Annotated in this window: 24 protein-coding genes; 1 reads left to right on the plus strand and 23 read right to left on the minus strand. The window is 67.5% G+C overall.

Going from position 1 to position 23,394, the window contains the following annotated elements; translation table 11 throughout:
* Positions 1–107: 107 nt before the first annotated feature.
* The 23 genes from AK36_RS08440 to AK36_RS08550 form a co-directional block, all read right to left on the minus strand.
* Complete coding sequence (locus AK36_RS08440; protein WP_045578264.1) at positions 108–632, minus strand: cytochrome P460 family protein; 525 nt, start codon at positions 630–632, stop codon at positions 108–110.
* Positions 632–1,675, minus strand: coding sequence for an alpha/beta fold hydrolase (locus tag AK36_RS08445; protein WP_045578265.1), 1,044 nt, complete (start codon positions 1,673–1,675; stop codon positions 632–634). Before AK36_RS08445 ends, AK36_RS08440 begins: the two co-directional genes overlap by 1 nt.
* A 246-nt stretch (positions 1,676–1,921) precedes the next feature.
* A complete protein-coding gene (locus AK36_RS08450; RefSeq protein WP_045578266.1) occupies positions 1,922–3,199 on the minus strand; it encodes an epoxide hydrolase family protein in 1,278 nt (425 codons plus the stop codon).
* A 180-nt stretch (positions 3,200–3,379) separates the two neighbouring features.
* Complete coding sequence (locus tag AK36_RS08455; RefSeq protein ID WP_045578267.1) at positions 3,380–3,976, minus strand: pyridoxamine 5'-phosphate oxidase family protein; 597 nt, start codon at positions 3,974–3,976, stop codon at positions 3,380–3,382.
* A gap of 90 nt (positions 3,977–4,066) precedes the next feature.
* On the minus strand, positions 4,067–4,252 hold the full coding sequence (locus AK36_RS08460; protein WP_011881355.1) for a hypothetical protein: 186 nt from the start codon (positions 4,250–4,252) through the stop codon (positions 4,067–4,069).
* Positions 4,253–4,262: 10 nt separating this feature from the next.
* Entirely contained in the window at positions 4,263–5,462 is a 1,200-nt protein-coding gene (locus AK36_RS08465) for an aminotransferase-like domain-containing protein (protein ID WP_045578268.1), read from the minus strand.
* A gap of 380 nt (positions 5,463–5,842) precedes the next feature.
* A complete protein-coding gene (locus AK36_RS08470; protein ID WP_014724447.1) occupies positions 5,843–6,031 on the minus strand; it encodes a hypothetical protein in 189 nt (62 codons plus the stop codon).
* 60 nt (positions 6,032–6,091) lie between these two features.
* Complete coding sequence (locus AK36_RS08475) at positions 6,092–7,276, minus strand: thiolase family protein (RefSeq protein ID WP_045578269.1); 1,185 nt, start codon at positions 7,274–7,276, stop codon at positions 6,092–6,094.
* 167 nt (positions 7,277–7,443) lie between these two features.
* Positions 7,444–7,629 carry a rubredoxin gene (locus AK36_RS08480; RefSeq protein ID WP_011881352.1) on the minus strand — a complete coding sequence of 62 codons (186 nt, stop codon included), beginning with the start codon at positions 7,627–7,629 and terminating at the stop codon, positions 7,444–7,446.
* Positions 7,626–8,549 carry an alpha/beta hydrolase gene (locus AK36_RS08485; protein ID WP_011881351.1) on the minus strand — a complete coding sequence of 308 codons (924 nt, stop codon included), beginning with the start codon at positions 8,547–8,549 and terminating at the stop codon, positions 7,626–7,628. The genes AK36_RS08480 and AK36_RS08485 overlap by 4 nt, the downstream gene beginning before the upstream one ends.
* Complete coding sequence (locus AK36_RS08490) at positions 8,549–9,646, minus strand: fatty acid desaturase (protein WP_011881350.1); 1,098 nt, start codon at positions 9,644–9,646, stop codon at positions 8,549–8,551. Before AK36_RS08490 ends, AK36_RS08485 begins: the two co-directional genes overlap by 1 nt.
* Positions 9,647–9,659: 13 nt before the next feature.
* Positions 9,660–9,980, minus strand: coding sequence for an acyl carrier protein (locus AK36_RS08495; protein WP_011881349.1), 321 nt, complete (start codon positions 9,978–9,980; stop codon positions 9,660–9,662).
* A 55-nt stretch (positions 9,981–10,035) separates the two neighbouring features.
* Entirely contained in the window at positions 10,036–11,019 is a 984-nt protein-coding gene (locus AK36_RS08500; RefSeq protein ID WP_034194883.1) for an acyl-CoA desaturase, read from the minus strand.
* Between the two features lie 25 nt (positions 11,020–11,044).
* On the minus strand, positions 11,045–12,004 hold the full coding sequence (locus AK36_RS08505; RefSeq protein ID WP_045578270.1) for an acyl-CoA desaturase: 960 nt from the start codon (positions 12,002–12,004) through the stop codon (positions 11,045–11,047).
* A gap of 60 nt (positions 12,005–12,064) precedes the next feature.
* A complete protein-coding gene (locus tag AK36_RS08510) occupies positions 12,065–13,864 on the minus strand; it encodes a fatty acyl-AMP ligase (RefSeq protein ID WP_224383352.1) in 1,800 nt (599 codons plus the stop codon).
* A 78-nt stretch (positions 13,865–13,942) separates the two neighbouring features.
* Positions 13,943–15,361, minus strand: a complete 1,419-nt coding sequence (locus AK36_RS08515) for an MFS transporter (protein ID WP_011881345.1) — start codon at positions 15,359–15,361, stop codon at positions 13,943–13,945.
* 4 nt (positions 15,362–15,365) lie between these two features.
* The gene (locus tag AK36_RS08520; RefSeq protein WP_045578271.1) at positions 15,366–16,283 is read right to left on the minus strand and encodes a hypothetical protein; all 918 of its coding nucleotides are present in this window, start codon (positions 16,281–16,283) and stop codon (positions 15,366–15,368) included.
* On the minus strand, positions 16,280–17,284 hold the full coding sequence (locus AK36_RS08525) for an aromatic ring-hydroxylating dioxygenase subunit alpha (RefSeq protein WP_045578272.1): 1,005 nt from the start codon (positions 17,282–17,284) through the stop codon (positions 16,280–16,282). The genes AK36_RS08520 and AK36_RS08525 overlap by 4 nt, the downstream gene beginning before the upstream one ends.
* An 80-nt stretch (positions 17,285–17,364) precedes the next feature.
* Positions 17,365–18,447 carry a fatty acid desaturase family protein gene (locus tag AK36_RS08530; protein ID WP_011881342.1) on the minus strand — a complete coding sequence of 361 codons (1,083 nt, stop codon included), beginning with the start codon at positions 18,445–18,447 and terminating at the stop codon, positions 17,365–17,367.
* A gap of 108 nt (positions 18,448–18,555) precedes the next feature.
* Positions 18,556–19,941, minus strand: coding sequence for an NAD(P)/FAD-dependent oxidoreductase (locus AK36_RS08535; protein WP_045578273.1), 1,386 nt, complete (start codon positions 19,939–19,941; stop codon positions 18,556–18,558).
* A 172-nt stretch (positions 19,942–20,113) separates the two neighbouring features.
* Complete coding sequence (gene fabF, locus AK36_RS08540) at positions 20,114–21,406, minus strand: beta-ketoacyl-ACP synthase II (protein ID WP_011881340.1); 1,293 nt, start codon at positions 21,404–21,406, stop codon at positions 20,114–20,116.
* A 155-nt stretch (positions 21,407–21,561) separates the two neighbouring features.
* The gene (locus AK36_RS08545; RefSeq protein ID WP_011881339.1) at positions 21,562–22,221 is read right to left on the minus strand and encodes an acyl-homoserine-lactone synthase; all 660 of its coding nucleotides are present in this window, start codon (positions 22,219–22,221) and stop codon (positions 21,562–21,564) included.
* Positions 22,222–22,613: 392 nt separating this feature from the next.
* Complete coding sequence (locus AK36_RS08550; RefSeq protein WP_034194879.1) at positions 22,614–22,997, minus strand: DUF4902 domain-containing protein; 384 nt, start codon at positions 22,995–22,997, stop codon at positions 22,614–22,616.
* 171 nt (positions 22,998–23,168) lie between these two features.
* On the opposite strand from AK36_RS08550, the gene AK36_RS32750 reads away from it, so the two are divergent.
* Positions 23,169–23,387, plus strand: coding sequence for a hypothetical protein (locus AK36_RS32750; protein WP_124259904.1), 219 nt, complete (start codon positions 23,169–23,171; stop codon positions 23,385–23,387).
* The last annotated feature ends 7 nt before the right edge of the window (positions 23,388–23,394 follow it).

Genomic DNA, 23,394 nt, shown 5'->3' on the forward strand with positions numbered 1-23,394 from the left:
TGCGATACAAAACGGTCGGACGACGCATCGCGCGCCACGATGAAAAAAGGCGTGCCGCGCGCGGCACGCCTTCGTCGAACTGCGCCAACCGGGCGCGACGGGTCGCGTCAAGGCGCGAGCCGCGTGAACACGTAGTCGTAGTTCTTCACGCGCGCCTGATGACACGCGAAGCACGTCTGGTGCTGCCCGAGATCGGCCGGCACGCCGTTTATGAAGCGCCCGAAACCCCAGCCACCGGTCGCCGCATAGCGCCGCGAATCCTTCACCATCACCTGCACGGTCGTCGCCTGGCCGGGCACCGTGGCCGGCGCGAACTCGTCCGACTGCTTGCGCTTGTACGCGAGCTTCACGAGGATCGTGCCGTCCGGGAACGGCAGCGTCGAACGCTCGAGCGCGCGCATCGCGACGGGGTTGCCGAGCACCACGCGCAGCTCGTCGAGCGGCGCCGCTTCCTCGGCCGGCGCGACCATCTCCCACTTGCGGTAGCCGGGCGGAATCGTCACGCCGTAGAGCGGCGACGCGGCCGGCTTCGGCTGCTCGGCGAACGCGAACGGGCCGCTGGCGATGGCCAGCAGCACGCCCGCCGCCAGCGTGCGATGCACCGCGTGACGCGCCGCCGCACGCGCGCGCATCACAGGTGCTCCACGTGCAGGATCGCCTCGGCGAACGCCTGCGGCGCTTCCTGCGGCAGGTTGTGGCCGATGCCGCCGGTGATCGTCCGGTGCTGGTACTTGCCGGTGAACTTCTTCGCATACGCGGCCGGTTGCGGATGCGGCGCGCCGTTCGCGTCGCCCTCCATCGTGATGGTCGGCACCGCGATCGTCGGGCCGGCCGCGAGGCGTCGCTCGATGTCGTCGTATTGCGCCTCGCCCTGCGCGAGCCCGAGCCGCCAGCGATAGTTGTGGATCACGACCGCGACGTGGTCGGGGTTGTCGAACGCGGCCGCGCTGCGCGCGAACGTCTCGTCGGAGAACTTCCACTGCGGCGACGCGAGCTGCCAGATCAGCTTGTTGAACGCGTCGCGGTTCTGCGCGTAACCGAGCGCGCCGCGCTCGGTCGCGAAGTAGAACTGATACCACCACTGCAGCTCGGCCTGCGGCGGCAACGGCTTCTCGTTCGCGGCCTGGCTGCCGATCAGATAGCCGCTCACCGACACCAGCGCCTTCACGCGCTGCGGCCACAGCGCCGCGATCACGTCGGCCGTGCGCGCGCCCCAGTCGTAGCCGCCGAACACCGCGCGGTCGATCTTCAACGCGTCCATCAGCGCGACGACGTCGACGGCCGTCACCGCCTGCTGGCCGTTGCGCATCGTGTCGGCCGAGCGGAACGTCGTCGATCCGTAGCCGCGCAGATACGGAACGATCACGCGATAGCCGGCCGCCGTCAGCCGCGGCGCGACGTCCGCATAACTGTAGATGTCGTACGGCCAGCCGTGCAGCAGGAACACGACGGGGCCGTTCTTCGGGCCGAGATCCGCATACCCGACGTTCAGCAGGCCGGCGTCGATCTGGTGGATCGTGCCGAGCGACGCGGCGCCGGCCGCACCGCTCGCCGCCGATGTGCCGGGCGCGGGCTGGGCCTGCGCCAGCGAGCCGAAGCCGAGATCCGCGAGGGTCAGGCTGGCGAGGGTCGTACCGAGCAGCAGGCGGCGACGGGTATTGACGGTTTCAGACATGACTCGTTCTCCAGGGTCGATCGCTAAGAAAAGAGCCCGCGCGGGCGGGCATTCGGAACGGTGTTGGAAGCGCGCCGCGGTCGCGGCCGAACGCTTGACCGACGTTAATCCGAGCGGCCGCGACGGTTTGTATCCCAACGTATCTGCAATTGCGGATGACACAAGGCGATTCAAAATTGCGGGCGCCGCGGCACGATGCGGGCCGCACGGGCGGCCCGCCGCCGTCGAGGCCGGCAGCCGCCGCGCTCAAGCGCGCCGCAACGGCCGGAATCCGGCGCGCACCTCGCGGGCGAACAGCTCCGGCTCCTCCCATGCCGCGAAGTGGCCGCCCTTGTCGACTTCGTTGAAGTAGATCAGGTCGTGATACGCGCGCTCGGCCCAGCTGCGCGGCGCCTGATAGATCTCGCCGGGGAACACGGTGATCGCGGCCGGCAGCGAGAGGTCCACCGCATTGAAGTTGTTCGAGTGATCCTCCCAGTAGATCTGCGCGGAGGACGTCGCCGAGTTGGTCAGCCAGTACAGCGAAATGTCGTCGAGAATCTCGTCGCGCGGGATCGACCGTTCGGGCACGCCGCCGCTGTAGGTCCACTGCGAGATCTTGTCGTACATCCACGCGGCCTGCCCCGACGGCGAATCGGCGAGCGCATAGCCGACCGTCTGCGGACGCGTGACCATCATCGCCGAATAGCCGGTGTTGTCGCGATAGAACGTCGCGAGCTGCTCGTAGGCGGCCCGCTCCTTCGCCGACAGCGACGCCGGCGCCGGCGCGTCGGTCTGCAGCAGCGCCGCGATGTCGGGCGGAACCGTCGCCGGCATGTTCACGTGAATCCCGACGAGCCCCTGCACGCGCTGCATCGCCATCCGGTGCGAGATCACCGAGCCGCAGTCGCCGCCCTGCGACACGAAGCGCGTGTAGCCGAGGCGCGCCATCAGTTCACCCCAGGCGCGCGCGATGTGGTCGGAGCCCCAGCCGGGCTTCGCCGGATGGCCCGAGAAGCCGAAGCCCGGCAGCGACGGCACGACGACGTGAAATGCATCGTCGGCGCTCGCGCCGTGCGCGGTCGGGTCGGTCAGCGGGCCGATCGCCTTCACCAGCTCGAACACCGAGCCCGGCCAGCCGTGCGTCATGATCATCGGCAGCGCGTTCGCGTGCCGCGACCGCACGTGGATGAAGTGGATGTCGAGCCCGTCGATCTCGGTGATGAACATCGGGAAGCCGTTCAGCCGCGCTTCGCCCTTGCGCCAGTCGTAGTCGCTGCCCCAGTACTGCAGCAGCGCCTGCATGCGCGCGAGCCGCACGCCCTGCGATTCGTCGGCGACCGTCTCGCGGCCGGGCCAGCGCGTCGCCGCGATGCGGCGGCGCAGGTCGGTCAGCGCCCGCTCGGGAATGTGCGCGGTGAACGGCCGTATGCCGGTGTTGCCCGTGGCCGCGTGCAGCGCGGTGGGCAGCATCGCCGATACGCCGGCGGCCATGGAGGACGCCAGCAGATGGCGACGCAGCGGGGAAAAAGGTGTGGAAGACATCGTTCGGCATCTCCTTTCTTGAAGTGGAAAGTGAACATGCCGCGCGCGCCGGCGCGCCGTCTGTCGAGCGGGCGCACGCGGTCGTGCGGCGTCGCCCATTTGAAAGGTCCGATGTATCGCGAGTTTGTCCGGTACGTATGCGTTTGTAGCCGTGCGCCGCGCGGTGCGGTCAAGGTGCGGTCAAGGTGCGACCCAGCGCCCGTCGTAGCCGTCGTCGTGCAGCTCGAACAGCGCACGGCGATGGCCGCTGCGCGCGAGGTCGAGCCAGTCGATGCGCGTCACGGCGACGTCGAGCACGCAGAAGTTCGCGTAGCCGTCGGCGGCGGATGCCGTGTCGGGAGCCGGCGCGACATGCGCGTGCCCGGGCGCGTCGATCGGCGTGCCGGGTCGCAACGGCGCGCGATACAACAGCAACGTATGCGGACGACTCGACGCCCAGATCGCGCGACGCCGCGCGTCGTCGTCGCAGATCGACGCGCGGCCTTCGACACGGATCTGCACGAGCGCATCGAGATCGGCCGCGACGATCGCGATGCGCGGATCGCGGCGCAGCTCCGCGACCTTGTCCGAACGCGCATCGGTATGGAACGACAGCCGCTGCTCCGCACGGCTCGCCTGTCGCAGCACGACGGTGCGCACCTTCGGCGCACCGTCGACGCCGAGCGTCGCGGCCTGCACCATCGTGAACGGCGAGCGCTGCGGCCCGACACCGGATTCGAGGCAGGACCACAGACGGTCGTAGACGTGCGCGAGCGAGTCGGCAGCTGGAACGGACATGATGGCGCGGCGCGGTTGAGGAATTCGATCGCGCCAGCTTAACCGATCCGCCGGCGCGCTTCCCGCGTGAGCCGCGGTGCGCCGGGCGGCTCAGTTGTAGCCGCGCACCACGGTCGCCGCGGTCGTGTCGCCCGGCGCCGCGGCGAAGCGGCCGAGCACGTCCGCGACGTACTGCGGCCCTGCGCCGATCTGCGACGACCGATGCGCGGCCGGCCCGATAGCGGCGACGACCGGCGCGGCGCCGGTCGATCCGACGCCGTCGGTGACGATGCTCATCGAGGCCGCCTCACGCGGCGAGCGCCGCGCGATACGCGCGCACGAGGCGCGCGACGCCTTCCCGGATTGCGTCGACGTCCGGCGCGGCGAACGACAGGCGCAGCGATGCGGCGTCGACGTGGTCCGCGAAGAACGCCTTGCCCGGCACGAACACGACCTGGTTCGCGATCGCGCGTTGCAGCAGCGCGTCGGACGACACGTCGCCGAGCCGCGCCCACACGAACATCCCGCCTTCGGGACGATGGAAGGCGATCGCCGCGCCGAAACCGTCGCGCAGTGCGTCGCACAGCGCGTCGCATTTGCGCCGGTAGGCGGCCGTGATGCGCGGCAGATGGCGTTCGAGCGCACCGTCGGCCAGATACTCGGCGGCGGTCGCCTGCGTCCACGGCGTGCTGCACAGGTCGACCGTCTGCTTCGCGATCACGCAACGCCGCGCGATCTCGGGCGGCGCGATGGTCCAGCCGACGCGCAGCCCCGGCGCGACGATCTTCGACAGGCTCGCGAAGTGCACGATCCAGTCGCGTGCGCCGTCGACTTCGCTCGCGAGCGCCAGCATGGACGGCACCGCTTCGCCCGCGAAGCGCAGATCGCCGTACGGATCGTCCTCGACGATCAGGAAACGGTATTGCACCGCGAGACGCAGCAGCTTCATGCGCCGCTCGCGGCTGAGCGTCGCGCCGGTCGGGTTCGCGAAGGTCGGGACGGTGTACAGCAGCTTCGGCCGCGCAATCGCGCCGGCTTCGAGCTGCGACGCGAGGCGTTCGACGTCGAGGCCGTGACCGTCGACGGGAATCGTCACGACGTGCGCCTGCTGCAGACGCAGCGCCGCGAGCGTCGCCGGGTATGCCGGCTGTTCGGTCAGCACGACGTCGCCGGGCGCGACCATCACGCGCAGCAGCAGGTCGAGGCCCTGCTGCGAGCCGGTCGTGACGAGCAGCTCGGCCGGCGTGCAGGCCACGTTGCGGCGCGCCATCAATGCGATCAGCTGCTGCTTCAGTTCGGCGAGGCCGTCGGTCGGGCCGTATTGCAGGCAGCGGACCGGCTGCGCGTATGCACGCTCGGCGGCCGCGTTCAGGCCGTCGACGTCGAACAGCTCGCTGGCCGGGTAGCCGCCCGCGAACGAGATCATTCCCGGCTCGGACAGGTATTTGAACAGCTCGCGGATCGGCGAACCGGCGGGATTCTGGAAGGAAGGCGTGAACGCGTACATGTCGTCGTGAGCTGGATGGCGGCGACGGCCGGGATAGCCGCCGGGGCCGCGCGCCGCGGCGCGCCTGGCGCACGCTGCGCACGCCGCGGGGAATTCGAGCCACGATTGTCGACAGTCATTAACGCTGCGGCAAACGATATCTACGCACTAGGTCTTGCGGTTTGGTCATCAATTGGCGCGCGGGGAACGCGCGCCTTGCGGCGTTGCGAAGCAAGGCCCGGCCGCTCTGACGGACGTGTGCGGCCGGCCGTCGGGCAAGCTGCCACCGGCGACGCCACGGCCGGCCGGGCCACGGCGCGAGCTCGCCGCATCGTCAGCGGTACGCACCACGACGCAGCATCGGCAAGGCGCGCCGTGCCCCGGCCGCCGGCAAGCGTGCGCTATCCGTGCGGCGGCGCTATGCCGTCGCGGACATAGCAGGCAATCGCCTCGAGCATGCCGAGGTCGAGGTCCTGCACGCGGTCGGCCCCGAAATGGGCCAACCATTTGCGCGCAAGCTCGGCATGCGCCGTCGTATGCCCGGTCGCGGCAAGGGCACTCAGGTCTTCCAGTGCTGAACGCTCGTCCATGTCTTCTCCGTGATCCTGATGGTGCGGACGCGGCCGGCCGTCGTCGCGGCCGGGCTGCCGTCAGACGGCTTCGAGCGCGAGAGCGATGCCCTGCCCGCCGCCGATGCACAAGGTCACGATGCCGCGCTTGATGCCGTCGCGGCGCATCGAATGCGCGAGCCGGGTGGTCAGGACGGCACCGGTCGCGCCGATCGCGTGACCGTGCGCGATCGCGCCGCCTTCGACGTTGATCCGCTCTTCGTCGATGCCGAGCTCGCGCGCGACCGCGATCGGCACGGCGGCAAAGGCCTCGTTGATCTCGAACCGCTCCACGTCGTTCATCGACCACCCGGCACGCGCGAGCGCCATCTTCACTGCCGGCACCGGCCCGAGTCCGAACAGGCCCGGCTCGACCGCCCCCACGCCGTACGAGACGAGCGTGGCGATCGGCTCGATGCCGCGCGTCTCGGCATAACGCCGCTCGGCCACGATCATCGCCGCCGCACCGCTGTTCAGGCCGGGCGCATTGCCGGCGGTGATGGTGCCGTCAGCGCGAAATGCGGGCTTCAGCCTCGCAAGCGACTCGAAGTTCGTGTCCGGGCGCGGCTGCTCGTCGCGCTCGAATCGGACGGTCTGCTTGCGCCCCGCGACCTCGACCGCCACCAGTTCGGCGTCGAATGCCCCACGCGCCTGCGCGTCGGCGAAGCGCCGTTGCGAACGTTCCGCCCAGCGGTCCTGCTGCTCGCGCGTGATCCCCTTCATCGCGACGAGGTCTTCCGTGTGCCATCCCGAATGCAGGTTGGAGAACGCATCGACGAGGCCATCCACGAGCATGCTGTCGGCGATCTCGGCATTGCCCATCCGATAGCCCCAACGGCCGCCGCCGAGCAGATACGGCGCGCCGTCCATGTTCTCCATTCCGCCTGCCGCCGCAACCTCGCCGAAGCCGAGCCAGATGTCCTGCGCCGCATTCGCGATGGCCTGCGCACCGGAGCCGCACACGCGATTGACCGTCAGCGCGGGCACGGTCACGGGAATGCCGCCCGCGACGGCCGCCTGACGCGCGGGATTCATCTTGTTGCCGGCCTGCACGACGTTGCCCATCACGACCGACGCCAGCTCCGCCGGATCGATCTCGCTGCGACGCACCGCTTCGCGCAACGCGGCCGCGCCGAGCGCCGTCGCCGTAACGTCCTTCAACGTGCCGCCGAACGCGCCGATTGGCGTCCGGACGGGACTGCAGATCACTACCTGTCGAGCAACCATTTCAACACTCCATTCAAAGCCCGCTTCATGCGGGACGGATGCCGCCGCAACTCGACGCGGCGCTTGCGGGAAAGGAACGCATGCATTCGCATGCCCGGCACGTTCGTAAAGCGCTCTCGTGTGCCGACGCACGCACCGATGGCGGGGCGACGCGCCCCGCCATCGCGTCAGATCGAGACCATTTCGAAATCCTCCTTGCCGACGCCGCACTCGGGACACTTCCATTTGGCCGGAATGTCTTCCCAGCGCGTGCCCGGTGCAATGCCGTCTTCCGGCGCACCGTGCCGTTCCGAATAAATCCAGCCGCACACCAGACACATCAGCGTGCGCATCTCTACCGCCGTCGTGCTCATCTCGCCATCTCTCCCAGGTTCGACGTCTGTCGCGTCACGAATTCGCGCACCTGCTCGCGCACCCTCGCATCCGACAGGATGCGGCCGTGCCCCGCGCCCGGCGCCGGCCACAGCGTCGCGTCCGGCAGCCCGGCCACGACGCGCTGCGCCTCGCAGTACGGCACCACCGAATCGGCCGGGTCGTGCACCACCAATACCGGGACGTCGAGCGACGCGCCGCGCGCGAGCAGATCCCAGTGACTGACCGGCACGCCGTTGCGCAGCTGCAGCTCCGCATAGATGCGCTCGACCACCGGGCGCGGAAATGCCATGTCGCGGCTGGCCCAGCGCTCCAGCACCTCGGTCAGCCCGCTGGTCGGGGCGATCAGCACGAGGCAGCGCAACGACGCGCGGCGCGAGCGCTCGGCCAGCGCCGAGACGGCCGCGATCGAGCCGAGCGAATGCGCGATCACCACCTGCGCGCCTTCGATCGCATCCAGCACCGCACCCGTCGCGCGGGTGAACTGCGTCATCGTCGTATGCTTGCCCGGCGAACGGCCATGCGCGGGCGCGTCGAACGCGGCCACCGAGAAGCCGAGCGACTGCATCGGCTTCACGAAGCTCAGCATGCTGCTGCTGTCGGTGCCCCAGCCATGCACGAGCAGCACGCGCGATGCGCCGCCCTCCCAGTGATAGGCGCGGTCGATGTCCGCGTTGCCGTCGATGGACGCCTCCTTCGCACCGAGCGGCACGCGGTCGCTGACGGGCAGCCCGTAGCCGCGCGTGAAGCCGAACGTGTCGGCCGCCCGGCGCCCCGCGGCGTGCGGCGCGAAGGTCGTCAGCACGCGCAGCGCGCGACGGCCGAGCCGAACGCGCCACGACGGCTTCCGGGCCTTGCGCCGCGCGAGCGGCGAGACGTCGGTAGGGTTCGCTGCCGCCATCACCGGCCCTCCGCCGCCGCACGCGCGCCGACCGGCACGGCCTCCCGGGACAGGCTGCGGTAGTAACCCGACTCGGTGTCGTAGAAATGGCAGTGACCGATCACGTGCCACAGATCGCCGAAGGAGAAATCCTTTTCGCGGATCATTCCCGGAAACGCCTGCTTGAGCGCCGCCTGCGCCTTCGGCAGGTTGTAGAACGGCACGATCGGTGCGACGTGGTGCGCCGTATGCACCGAGATGTTGTGCGTCATGAAGTGCAGCCACTTCGGATACCGGTAGTCGGTCGTCACCAGCAGGCGGCTGGCGTTCGGCGTCCAGTGCTGCGACGGCAGGAACGGGATCTCGTCCGACGTGTGATGCATCAGCGTCGTGGCGCTGAACCACGCATGAATCATCAACCAGGGCACGACGAAGTACAGGAACAGGCCGGTGATGCCGGTGAAGTAGATGAGCGCCGGGAAATAGAGCGCGGACGCGAACAGGACGAACGCGATCGAGCGTTTCACGTCGCGCCGCATCTCGCGCTTCGGATAGAAGCCCGGACGGAAGCCCGATTCCTTCCAGTAGCTCACCGTGCCGGCCCAGAACAGCCACTTGCGGGTGCCGGCGTACTCGAGCCGCTTCAACAGCGGCATGCGATCGTAAAGCGGCGCGGGAATCGGCCGCCAGTCGGTATCGAGCTCGAGGTTGTTGGTATTCGCGTGGTGCAGGTTGTGCGTGTGGCGCCACGCGTGAAACGGATACAGCAGCGGCAGAAGCGACAGGTGCCCGATCGCCAGGTTGAACCATCGGACGCGCGAAAACGAGTTGTGCCCGCAATCGTGCGCGATGCAATGCAGCCCCCAGCCGCCCAGGCCGGCCAGCAGCCACAGCGGAACGTAGAACAGCCAGTGCGGCGCGTAAGCGATGCCGACGAGCGCGCCGATATACGCCGCATAGCTCACCACGAAACCGAGAATGCCGCGCCATACGCGCGGCTCGTAGAGGGATTTCGGAATCGCATCGGTCAGCCGCACGCCCTCGAGCGACTTCGACTTCTGCATGAATTCGTCGAAACGCGCCGGCGGCGCGCTGGGGACCGTGTAGGTTTTCGCCATGTCGATCTCCCGCTTACGCCGCTTGCAGACCGAGCTCGGTCGACAGGTGGCGCGCCAGCTCGTCGATGCTGTTGTGTTCGAACAGCAGCGCCGGGGACAGCCGCTGCTCGACCACCTTCTCCAGATCGCCCGACACCTGCACGGCGACGATCGAATCGAGCCCGTACTCGTCGAAGCGCTTGGCGGGATCGATCGCGGCGCGCTCGAGCTTCAGCTGCTTGGCGAGCCGGTCGATCAACCAGTTGCGGATCGACGCTTCGGTGAGCGGCCCGACATCGGCGGCCACCGCCTTCTTGCGGCCGAACAGGCCGCCCAGGATTCCAGCTTGAGACATGATGATTAATCCTTCCGTACGAGGGAGATGAACTGAATGACGACGGCAACTAGCTTCAATACGGCTGCTTGGCGAGCTTGCGGATCGCCGCCGGCGTCGGCTGACGCAGGTCGCGCACGATGCCGACCTTGCCGAGCGTCCACAGCACCCAGGCGCTCAGATCCGGCTCGTACCACTTCACCGAATGGCGGTATGACGCGGGGAATGCGTGGTGGTTGTTCTGCAGGCCTTCGCCGAACGTGAATACGGCGACCGTCCAGTTGTTCGCGCTGTTGTCCCCGGTCTTGAACGGCCGGCCGCCGAACATGTGGCACACGGACCCCACGCACCACGCGGCCTGGTTGGCCACGAAGATGCGCGCCAATCCGCCGAACAGCAGGCCGTTCCATGCGCCGAGCCACGAGCCGGCGACGGCGCCGCCGATCGCGGCCGGCAGCACGAGGCCGAGCACGATCCACCAGGCGTAGGTGCGGTGATAGAAGAACAGGCGGCGATCGCGCAGCACGTCGGGCGCGAAGAAGGTCCAGCCCGAGACGTCGGGGGCCAGCATCCACGGCATGTGCGCATACCAGAGGCCGCGCAGCTTCGCGAACAGGCCCTTGCCGGCCAGATTCGGCGAATGCGGATCGCCTTGCTGATCGCTGTACAGGTGATGTCGGCGGTGCGTCGTCACCCAGAACATGATCGGTCCTTGCGCGGCCATCGACCCGCAGATCAGCAGCAGCCCTTCGAACCACTTCGACGTGCGGAACGTCTTGTGCGCGAGATACCGATGGAAGCCCATCGTGATCCCGCCCATGTGCAGAAAATAGAACACCGCGAACAGCACGAGATCGGTGGCGGCGAACTCGCCCAGCACGAGCTGGCGTACCGCCAGCGCGAAGCCGGCCAGCGGCACCAGCATCACGGCCAGGGCGGTCAGGCGTTTGACGCGCGCCCCGCTGCCCAGCAGCGGCGAAACACCGGGGATCTGCCCGTCGGCGGCCGACAGCCCGCCTGCGGCAGTCACGCCGGGTGCAACCTGAATCGACGAATTCATAGGAATCTCCAGACGCTAAACAGGATTACGGCGAAATTGAAGGAGCCGTCGCGCGGCGCTTGGGCGCATAGCGCACCTCCGTGACGAGCCCCAGCGCGTCGAGCAGGCGGATGACCCAGGCGGAAGGATCGAGCTGCCAGAACGCGTGATCGTTGTTGGCGAAGGCCGGCTGTGCGTGATGGTTGTTGTGCCACGCGCCGCCCACCGAGACGATCGCGAGCAGGCCCAGATTGCGGCTGTGGTCGCGCGTCGCGTGCGGGCGGGTGCCGATGGTGTGGCACAGCGAATTGACGGCCCAGGTCGACTGATCGAGCAGGAAGATCCGTGCGAGCCCGCCCCACAGGAAACCGCCGACGGCGCCGGTCAAGGCCTGCCCGGCCGGCGCGAGCAACGCGCCCGCCAGCGCGGGCAGCGCAAGGCCGAGCAGCACCCACCACCCATAGCGCAGATTGAGATTGACGATCAGGCGGTCGCGCAGCAGGTCCGCGGCATACGCGCTCCAGTTCTCGCGGCGCACGCTGAACAGCCAGCCCACGTGACCGTGCCAAAGGCCCGCGAGCCGGCTCGGTTGGCCGTGGCGGTTCGCGCGCGGCAGCGGCGAATGAGGATCGCCGTCCTGATCGGTGAACGCGTGGTGCATGCGGTGCGTCGCGGCCCAGAACAGGATCGGCCCCTGGGCGGCCATGCTGCCGAATACGCCGAGCATCACGGTGACGATCGGCCGTCCCTTGAACGCACGGTGTGAGAAGTAACGGTGCATGCCGGTTTCGACGCCGATCGCGGTCGAGAAATACATCACCGCGAGCAGGATGAAGTCGGTGGCGCGCACGCCGTATGTCCACGTGTAGGCAATCGCGAGCACGAAACCGAGCGCGGGAACGCCGACGGTCAGATAAGCGAGCCGGCGCGCGCGCGAGTCGGTGTCGGCGTCGGCCGCACCGGCGGCCGCGGGTGTTCGCGACGACGAGAGATCTGCTTCAGCCATGACTGGCTCCGAAGAAAGACAGCGACAATGGAAATCGGGAATGCGGCAGCGGCGAACGGCTCAGGCGCGGGCCTCGAGCGTGCTCAGGCTGCCTTGCTGAAACGCCTGCTTGCACGCTTGCCTGCGCACCTTGCCGCTGGTCGTGAGCGGAATCGCGCCCATCGGCCCCAGGTGCACGACCGCCGGCGCCACGCCGTGATCGCGCGTGACCGCCAGCGTGATCGCCGCCCGCACCTCGCCCATTTGCTCGGGGCTCAGACGGCGCGAGCGCTTGAGCTCCGCAACGATGACGAGCGACTCCCGCGGGCCGCCGTCGATCGAAAACGCCACCACGCCGTTGGTTCGGATCGCATCGTGCGCGGCCTGCACCGATCCTTCGATGTCGGTCGGATAGAGGTTGCGCCCGGCGACGATCACGACGTCCTTGATCCGGCCCGTGACGAACAGCTCGCCGTGGTTCAGAAAGCCGAGATCGCCGGTGCGGAGGTAGCGCGCCGAATCGGCGTCGCCGCGTTCGTCGCAGACCGCCGCCGCGAACACGTCGTCGCTGTCCGCGCGGCCGAGATAGCCGGCAGCGACGTTCGGACCGCTGAACCAGATTTCGCCGATGCTGCGCTCCGGCAGCGCGCGCTTCGTCGCAGGATCGACGATCAGCAGCCGATGGCCGGCCGCCACGGGCCCGCAGCCCACCAGCGTCGTGCGCCCGAGCAGGTCGGATTGCGCGTCGTACGGCACGCACTGGCCGCGGGCGAGCGCCTCCTTGTCGACGTCGATCAGCGTGATCGGCGAACGGCCGGGCTTGCCGGACACGTAGAGCGTCGCCTCCGCCATTCCGTAGCACGGCACCACGGCGCGGCGCTCGAAGCCATGCCGGCCGAAGCGCGCGGCGAAGCGCTCGAGCGTCGCGTGGCTCACCGGCTCCGCGCCGCAGAACACGTGCTGCAGCGAGCCGAGATCGAGCGTGGCGGCTTCTTCGTCGCTGATGTGGTCGACGCATAGGTCGAACGCGAAATTCGGCGCGACGCTGGTGGTCACGCGGTAGTCGCTGATCGCCTTGAGCCAGCGATACGGACGCTGAACGAAATGCTGCGGCGACAGGATCACGAGCGGAAAGCCGCTGAACACCGCGAGCAGCAGCGCGCCCATCAGGCCCATGTCGTGATACGGCGGCAGCCACGTGCAGCCGACGCGCTCCGGATCGGCGCCGAGCCGCTCGGCGATCACCGCGCAGTTGCTGACGAGATTCCGGTGCGTGACGACGACGCCCTTCGGCTCGCCCGTCGATCCCGACGTGTACTGCAGCAGCGCCGGCCGCTCCAGATCGAGGCCCTGCTCCAGCACGCGCCCGAAGTCGTGCGCCGATGCGTCGATGGCGTCGAAAGCATGCTCGTCGATCGTCAGCAACGCCGGCGCGACGCGCGCGCCGTCGTGCAGCCGGTCGAGCTCCTGTTGCAGCGAGCGATGCTGCTTGCCGGCGATCACCACGTCGGGACGGGCGTCGCGGCAGATCGACGCGAAACGCGCCACGGCGCGGGAGCCGGCCGGCGGAAACGAAGGCACCGCGGTGGCGCCCGCCAGCAGGATTCCGAACAGCGCCGCGACGTAACCGAGACCGGGTTCCAGCACCAGCAATACGCGGCGTTCGTGCAGCGCGTGCTGCACGAGCAGATCGCGCACGTGGGCCGCAGCGGCGGCGAACTGGCCGTAGGACCAGCTCGCGACGTCGTCCTCGCCGTCGCGCAGAAAATGGAACGCGACACGCTCCGGCGTGTGCTCGGCACGCTCGCGAAGCACATGGAGCAGCGACGAGGTCGTGCGCTCCGCCAGCAGAGCGGAGGGAGGAATGCTACCGGCCATCATGAGACCCTCGGATAATCGGTTTCGTATTGTTTCGATCAAATCGTCATGCCCGGCGCCGGGCCGAACGCGGCGCCGCCCTCAACGCGCCGCCGCGGAGGCGAGCACGCGCGGTCGCGTATCCACCGGCGCGCACAGGATCGCCGTCGCCAGCGCGAGCGCAATCTGCAGGTAGCAGAGCGTGTGGAATTCGGCGAGCCGCGTGATCGCATTGCCGGTGATGGCGACCGTCAGCGCCACGCCGAACACCGATCCCATCTGGCGTATCGCCTGATTCACGGCCGAGCCGACGCCGAACCGCGCGGGCGGCAGATGCGCAACCGCGGCAGCCGACAATGAAGGCATGACCATCCCGACGCCCAGCCCGGTCAGCAGCGCGCCCGGCAGCCAGGCATGCAGATAGTCGGGCGTGACGCCGGGCACCAGCGCGAACCACAGGCTTGCCGCCATGGAGATCAGGCTTCCCGTCACCAGCAGAAGCCGGTGCCCCGCGCGCGCCGCGAACCGGCCGCAGACGATCGCCGTCGGCACGACGAGCAGCGGCCCTGGGGTGCCGGCCAGCCCGGCGCGCGTCAGCGAGTACGACCAGACGCCCGTGGTGAACAGAAACGTCTGGAAGAACATCATCGCGAAGCCGATCGCGAAGCACAGCGACGCCAGATTGATGTAGCGGTAAGTGCGATCCTGGAACAACGACAGATCGATCGCCGGCGCACGGGCCGTGCGCGCCCACGCGACGAACGCGGCCAGCATCGCGAGCCCGCCCGCGATCGCGAGCGCCACCTTCGGCGACGCCCAGCCAAGCGCTTCCGATTGCACCAGCCCGAACGCGATCGCGCCGACGCCGACGATCAGCAGGACGACGCCGACCAGATCGAGCGGCGCGCCCCGCTCGGGGTCACGCGACTCGTCGAGCACGCGCCATCCTTGCCAGAGCGCGAGCGCGCCGAGCGGCAGATTGAGAAAGAACGCCCACGGCCAGCCGAAGCGATCGACCAGGAACGAGCCGACGCTCGGCCCCAATGCGCCGGCCACGCCGCTGACCGCGCCCCACAGGCTCACGGCGATCGCCCGTTTGGTGACGGGGAACGCCGCCAGCAGGATCGACAGCGAGGCAGGCAGCAACAGCGCCGCGCCCGCGCCCTGCACCGCGCGCATCATCCACAGCATCTCGATGCGCGAGGCGATCCCGCAGCCGAACGATCCGCCGACGAACATCGCGAGCCCGAGCAGGAACATCCGCTTGCGCCCGCACAGGTCGGCCAGGCGGCCGGCCGGCACGAGCAACGCGGCGAACACCAGCGTGTAGGCGTTCAGCACCCACGACAGGCCGCCCGAATCAGCGCCGGGAAACGCCCGTCGCAACGCGGGAAACGCCGCGTAGAGCACGGTGACGTCGATCGAAACCAGAAACACCGCCACGCTCGCGATCCAGAAAACCGGCCACGGCGAAATCGAATTCGGCTGCGCCTGCGAAGCGGGCACGCTGGGTGCGCTCATGGCCTTATACCTCGCGAAGCTGGGCGCGCGTCACGCCGTCGCCCGATGCGGATTCGGGTTCGGCGTCCGCTTCGAAATACGACGGGTCGAGAAACGGCAGCGTCCGTGCCCGCATCCGCGCCTGGAACAGCGCGACGACCGGCCACGGGCGCATCGCCATTGCCATGCTCCTGACGTTGCGCTCGTCTTCCCAGCAGATGACATTGGCTACTTCCAACGGCAGCCCGCCGACCTCGCCGGTCCACAGGCTCAGCGTCGTCGCACCTGCCGACAGACGCGGCCCGCTCGCGCGCCCGCCATAGACCGCGATCGAATGGCCGCACACGCGCTCGACATCGGCGCGCCCGCGTATCGGCTTGCAGGCCACCGGGCTGGTCAGAAACATCTCGTCGGTGATGCCGAACGGCAGCTTGGCATCCAGCACTTCGTCGTCGGGAATCGGCGGCAACGCGGTGTTGACCTCGGCGGGCAATACCCACGCATCGACGTCGACCAGATCCCGGCTCGCGTCATACAGCGCGCGCCGGACCGGCGCCGGAAACGAGCCGAGGAAAATGTCGACCTCGATGCGCGTGCCGGATCTGCGCGCCACCGTCACGCCGCGAATCTGGCGGTCCTCGAAGCGGCCGTGCCATTCGCGCCCGCCGATGTCCGCGCCACGCCACGCGTGTTGCGGCTCGATCCCGGCAAAGACGCCCGCGGCGACCGCCGCGAGTTGCTCGACCCGCTCGCGACCGAGGATTTCGCCGAACATCATCGGATGATGCAAGGCGACCTCGTCCTGCGCCGACATCCCGAGTTCCTGCAGCAACTCGCCCACATAGAGCGTCCGTCCCGGCTCGTTCATCGTCGCGCCCGCCTCTGCCGTCATCGTGGTTTGTTCGGGTGCGCCCGGCAGGCGCGCCGTTGCCGCGGCCGTCATACCGTCGCTCGAATGGATGCGCGCGCACCCATTCGCTCCAGGATCCGTCGTGCGGCGAATGCCGGCCGGTCGAGCTGGATGTCGATCATCGGCGCCGTGGGGCTCCAGTTCGCCTGCAGGCTCTCCGCGACGTCCTTGTCCTCCATCACGGTCGCGAACACCTCCTTCGCGGTGAACTCGGTAAACCGCTCGTTGTCGACGTCGAAGTCGCGGTGCATGCCCACGAACACGTGGGTGGTGGTGTCGGTGGCGGGCGTGAAGATCGTCGTCGTATAGACGTGGAAGATCCGGCCGCTGGCATCGTCGCAGGCGTGCGCTCGCGTTTCGACCCGCGTGTTGCCGATGGGCCAGTAGAGCACTTCCTGGAAGCGATCGATGTAGTCGAGCTTCAGGATATGGGTATAGAGCGGCGGCGTCTTCTCGCGGCGCAAGTAGCGGCGCACGCGGACTTCGTCCTCGCCGATCACGATTTCAGGCGGCGTCTCGACGATGTCGAGCGAGCCGAGCGTCTTCGCGTGCACGAACGCGGCGTGTGAAATATCGAGGATGTTGTCGATCCCGAACAGGTAGCTGCACGCGATCGTGCAATAGCTCATCGTTCCGGCGAGCTCGGGCGCCGAGCAGACCCAATGGTTCGGAATCGCCGCCTCGTCGGCCTGGTCGGGGTCGCCGGTCCACAGCCAGATGAAGCCGTATTTCTCGACGGCGGGGAACGCGCGCACGCGCGCGCCCTTCGGGATCGTGCTCTGACTCGGAATGCCGACGCACGCGCCGGAACAGTCGTACCTGAGCCCGTGGTACCAGCACTGGAGTTCGTCGCCGACCACGCGCCCGCGGGACAACGGAACCTGTCGGTGCGGGCATCGATCCTCGAGCGCGACGACCTGGTCCGCCAGGGTTCGATACATGACGACCTTATGGTTCAGGATCGTCCGGGCAAAGGGCTCGCGCTGGACTTCCGCGGAGAGTGCTGCTGCATACCACGCATTCTCGATAAACATGATTCCTCTCTTTGCTACATGGGCGACGTGGCGGCACACCCGACCCGCGTGCGGGTCGGTGTGCGGCTTGCGGATCGTTGCTACTTGCGCATGACGGCGATCAACGCATCGGCGTCCGGCGCGTCCATCGATGCCGCCTCGCGGTCGAGATGCCCCTGCGCCATCCGCTCGAGGAATTCGTCGGTCGACGACTGCAGATTGACGCAGGGATACTGGAAACGGCCCGTCGTATACCGAAGCGCGCCGAAGAAGGACGGCTCGACCGGCGCGCGTGCCGCGGCGAGCAGCCCCTGCGACATCAGATACTTGTGGAGCGCCGGCAGCCGGTAGCACGGCACAGCCGGATACTGATGGTGTTCGAGATGGAAGTTGCTGCCGAAGAACAGCGCGGTGTAGATCGGCGACGTATAGCTGCGGCTGTCGCGATAACGCCCCGGCACGGTATCCGTGTGCTCGATGTACGCGCGGATGGTGCTGAACACGTAGACGCCGATATACGGAATCAGCATGACCGTGAAGCCGAGCCACAACGACCGATGCCAGATGAACCCGTAGGCCGTCACCGCACCCAGGTTCAGTGCAATGTTGATCCGCGAGATCCAGCGCATTTCGCGCTCGCTGAACGGCAGCCGCGTGTTCTCCGGCCACGGAAGGCCAGCGGCCATGCGTACGGCGTTCTTCGTATAGATCCGTACGCCCCGGGAGCGCGCGAGAAAGAAGCGCGACCAGAAGGTGCGGTACTGCGAATAGATCTGGACATCGGGGTCGATGTCCTGACCGGTGTAGCGATGGTGCTTCCAGTGAGTCATGCTGAAACCCACGATCAGGAAGCCCGGCACCAGCGACGAGCAGATGAGCGCCAGCGCGGCGCTCACGTACTTGTTGCGATGCAGGTTGGTGTGCATGCCCTCGTGGCCGACGAAGGTCAGCAGATGCATGCCGTGGCCCGCGATCACGCCGAGGACGAGCGCCATCGCCACACGGGCCGGCGCCGACGCCGGGATATCGACGACGGCGAACGCCACCGCAGCCGGAATCAGGAAGAATGCGAGCGCGTGCGCCACATAGAGGATCGTCGCGACGGAGCTGATCTGGTGGAAGTGTCGCGGCAGCTTGAGCCGCGAAAATGCAGCATTGCCGTCCAACGTGGCTTCGATGGTCATGGAATGGCTCCTCGGCTTACTCGACATGGGACCGGTGACAGGCAGAACTGCCCCGCCACGGCTTGCATACGCGTGATCGAAACGACCACGCGCCGTCGTTCCGTGCGCTCATATCGACGCTCTCGCGCAAACGTCGCGATCGCCACCGGCGGTCACCGGCGCGAGATCGTCCGACTCGCATGCCTGCGCCCACCTCGCGTGCGCCTCGTCGGCGAGACGCTGGCGCAACGCCATCTCGGCGCGGATCGTCTCGCCTCGCGTCGACATGTCGATCAGCGGCTGAATGACGCCGGTTTCGCCGCCGGCAATGGCCTCGTCCGCCCATTTCTTGATATCGCTGGGATCGAACACCGCAAACGGCGAACATCGGCGATTCTGCGAAGCCAGCAAGCGCGCCTGCAGCACCGGGTCGGCCGTCAGCTTGCCGAACAGGATCCGGCTGAGCGGATTGTTGTGGCCGAGTGCGCCGCGGCCGCGCGAGTATTCGAACAGGTCGATCGACGTCGCGTCGCGCTGGCGCCAGTAGCATTCCAGCGCGCGGTCGTCGTCCTCGACGATGGCCTGGCCGAGTGCGCGCGCATCGCGAAGTGCGTCGGTGATGCCGAATCCGGGGGACGGATCCATGAACAGGCCCGCGTCGCCCACCAATGCCCAGCCGGGTCCGGCAGCCTGACGGAAGAAGAAGCGCAGCTTCAATGCGCCGAGCACCTTGCTCACCGGCTCACCGGTAATCAGCGGCGCCGTATGGCGGTTGCCCTTCAGCGTTTCGGTCAGCTTCTCGAGCGCGCGGCCCTTCCACTGCGGCAACTGCGTTTTCGGGAACGCCACCCCGATCAGCAGAAGATCGCGGTTGGTCGGAAACACGAAGACGATGTCGTCGCCGAACGTGCAGTTCATCGCCCCGCCCAGATAGCGCGGATCCGTGTCGAACCAGTCGGGACGCGGCCAGTACGCCCAGTACATCGCGCGCGGGCAGTCATAGCCGTGGTACTCCTCCGCGCCGACCAGCTCGGCCGTCGTCGAGTGCGGGCCGTCCGCGCCCACCACGATCCGCGCGCGGATCTCCTCGCGCACGCCGTCATGTTCGACCACGGCGCCCGTCACGCGCTCGCCGTCGCACAACAGGCCGACCAGCCGGGTCCGGGCCCGCACCTCGGCCCCCGACGCGCGGGCCTCCTCCAGCAACAGGGCATCGAGATCCATGCGGCGCGGGCACGAGCAGCGCTCGCCGACCGGGTACTCGACGCGGCCCGTCACGTCGTCGTTTCCGTACATCATGCTGGGCACCGGGGGCGCGAAGCGGCGCACCTTGTCGCCGAGCTCGAGCTCGTCCAGCAACGCCATGCCGTAGGGAGAAATCCAGTGGGTGGACAACGGTTGATCGCTCGGCAGATGGTTCGCATCGATCGCCAGCACGCGCTTGCCGGCGCGCGCCAGATGAATCGCGAGCGTGGCGCCCGCACAGCGGGCGCCTATGATGAGGGTGTCTAGCACGGAAAATTCCCTTTGGATAACGACCGGAGTCCGAACTGCACGGGACGCAACCTCGCCGTCGCCGGCGCCATCGGTCAGATGGAGAGCCGGCGAACGGCGGCGCAGCGCCGAATGATTACGGTTTGACGTACTGACGAAATCAGCGGTACTGCGGGACCCGCGTGCCCATCGCTCAATGCGCCTCGGCGGACCGATCCGACGGATATCGCCTGAACAGCACCGACGCGTTCACGCCTCCGAACCCGAACCCGTTGGACAGCGCGATCTCGACCGGCACGTGCCGCGCGGCAGGCCCGATCAGATCCAGCCCGTCGGCTGCCGGGTCGGGGTGCTCGAGATTCAGCGTGCCGGGCAGCACGCCATCGCGCAGAGCCAGAATGGAGAACGCCGCTTCGATGGCGCCCGCCGCTCCGAGCAGATGCCCGGTTGCCGACTTGGTCGACGAAATCGCCGGGCCGGCGCCCACACCGAACACCGTCTTCAGCGCCTCGATCTCGCCGGCGTCGCCGACCGGCGTCGACGTCGCATGGGCGTTGACGTAGTCGACCTGCTCCGGAGCGACGTCGCCCATCCGCAGGGCCAGCTTCATCGCCCGCATCGCGCCGGATCCGTCGTCGGGTCCGGCGGTCATGTGATAAGCGTCGGCCGTGGTGCCGTAGCCGATGATTTCCGCGATCGGCCGGGCGCCGCGCGCCAGGGCATGATCCAGCGACTCGACCACCACCATGGCGGCGCCCTCGCCCATGACGAATCCGTCACGATCGCGATCGAACGGACGCGACGCCCGCACCGGCTCCTCGCTGAAGCCGGTCGACAGCGCGCGAGCCGCCGCGAAGCCCCCGAGGCTGACCTTGTCGAACGCCGCTTCGGCGCCGCCGGCGAGGACGACATCCGCCTCGCCGGTCCTGATCATGCGCATCGCATCGCCGATCGCCTGCACACTCGCGGCACAGGCCGTCACGGGACAGCCGAGCGGCCCGCGGAACCGGTGCTTGATCGAAATCTGGCCGGCTGCCAGGTTCGACAGGAAGAACGGAATGGTGAACGGCGACAAGCGCCGCACGCCGCGCGTCTCGCCGATTCTCACCGCCTCCGCCAGGCCGGGAAATCCGCCGATGCCCGAGGCCACGACGGTGGCGGTCCGCTCGCGCTGCTGCTCCGCTTCCGGCGCCCACCCTGCTTCGGCGAGCGCCTCGTCCGCGGCGACCATCGCCATCTGGATGAAGCGGTCCATCTTCCGCAGTTCCTTGTGCGGCACCGAGCGCTCGGGATCGAAGCCGCCTTCCGGATCTTCGGCCACGTCCTGGACGGTCCCGCCGACCTTGGCGGACAGCTCACCGGCGATATCGTCGCCGAGGCGGCGAAGCCCGGAGCCCCCGCCGATCAGGCGCTGCCACACCAATTCCTTCCCACAACCCAGTGGAGACACAATGCCAATACCGGTTACCACCACTCGAAGCGTCATCTCACATTCCTCTCGCTGACCGGGACTAGCCGAGCCACATCGTTAAAGCCGTTCATCTTCAGGCACACCTGTTGAAATACCGCATTGCGCGCGCCGCGCCGGGCCGCGCCGCCGGGCGGCGGCGCACGCGAACCTTCACGGCGCGCATCGCCCGCTCATACCGATTGCTCGAGCGCGCGCGACGCATCCGGCCTGCGCAACGTCTTGGGCGGCACGCCGCCGACGCGCTCCAGCCCGTCGAGGTTCAGCGCCGCACGCGTCTGTTCGTCGATCTCGATCCAGAACGGCAAGGTCGGCTTGCCTTCGATCATCTGGGGCGGTGCGGCGCGGTGCACATTGACGCCCATGCGCTTCAGGAGCCGTTCGTTGCCGAGCACGGAGAACGCAATGAGGCGATTGGCGCCATGGGCGTGCGCGACGCGAACGATTTCGGACATCATGGCGCGCGTGTTTTGCCACGACTCTTCGGCGGTCAACGACTCGCCGCGCGGCATGCTCATCGCGAAGCGGGACAGTTCCCACACGTCGGGGGCATGAGGAAGCGCGGCGTCGCCCATCAAGGTCGGGAACACGTCGCCGAGCAAATAAGGCTCGTCGGTCGGCAGCAAGCGGCCGCAACCGACGATTTCGCCATTGCGATCGCGGGCGATGACGTAAAGGGTATCTGCGTGATCGAAATTGTCGAATTCGATGCCATTATCGGTAGGCAAAGTCCATCCGAGTTCTTGTATGAAGACCTTATGCCGATACTTTGCGAGTTGATACATCGTTTCGCGATTCAAATCAGCGCTTCTTCCCGACAATAACGTCAGCATCTGAATGCCCTCTCTCATCTCAGAATTGTTGACGCGATTGAACCCGAAATTGCAGCGGCAAAATAGCTGCCCGAATGGACAGGTCGTACGTCGCAGACGCGATGGATCGCGCCGATTACGACGAAACGCGGTGCCGGGATAGCGAATTCAGGATTAACGGACGATCGTTCGAAAATCAGCGAAACGGAGCGCCGAAGCAGAGCGTGGGATCGGAAATTGGGGGCCGGGTATCTCGGGCGCCGCATCACGGGATCGATGATTGCGATCGCGATCGAATCGGCGCCGCGCCGCTCAGGAAACTCGGACCCGAGATTTCCGTTTCACGGCACGCGCGGTTCAGCGGATAAATCCGTGGCTTTTTGATGAAATAATCATCGGGATCGAACAAAAAATCAGTGATCGGCGACGACGGCCGATTCAAGTGCGCGTTGCCGCGCCCCCGAACATAGCCAGTTCTGGATTAATGCCCGGCTGTATTGCGCGCCATAATCGTCGCCGTCCGTATCGAGAAGCATTACGTTGCTGCTGACGTCGCCTCGCCCGACCTGCACGTCGGGCTGGCCCACCGCCACGTACCACGCGCAGCCGACGCTCGCGCTCGGCTGCGTGTCGGTGCAGACCAGCTCGTAGTAGCCGGCATTGACGGCGCTGATCCCCTCGCCCCAAAGATCATGCAGCAGTTCCGAATCGGGCTGACACATATGCTGACGGAAACGCAACGCGTAAAATGCGGGCAAAGTCAATCGTATGTATCCATCGTTCCATTTTTTTTGCATATCGGTTATCTCGACGTGACACCTGTTAAAATCGCTTCCGAATAGGCCGGCAAGATTCACGGTGGTCGGCCAGACGAGGGCTATTGCAACGCTCGTAGCGCGCCCGCGTTGTGATTCTTGATAGCCGGTTCGATCGCGCGCATGTGATTCAGGATTATTGCAGATCGTCTGATGAATGACATCGCATTATCAGCCCGTGAAAAGGGGGCACGCCTGCGTGAAATTGAGCGTTTCGAGCGTCTCATCGTCAGTGCGGATGCTCCGCGAAATCCGTCGTCAAGCAAAAAATATCACCGGCGCCATGCTTTCTGCCTGATACCCGGAAAATTCAACCCCACCCTGGAATATCGTTTAATAAGAATCGACCGATGTGTCGACTACACGATATAGCTGCCTC

The organism is Burkholderia vietnamiensis LMG 10929 (assembly GCF_000959445.1).
Lineage (GTDB): Bacteria > Pseudomonadota > Gammaproteobacteria > Burkholderiales > Burkholderiaceae > Burkholderia > Burkholderia vietnamiensis.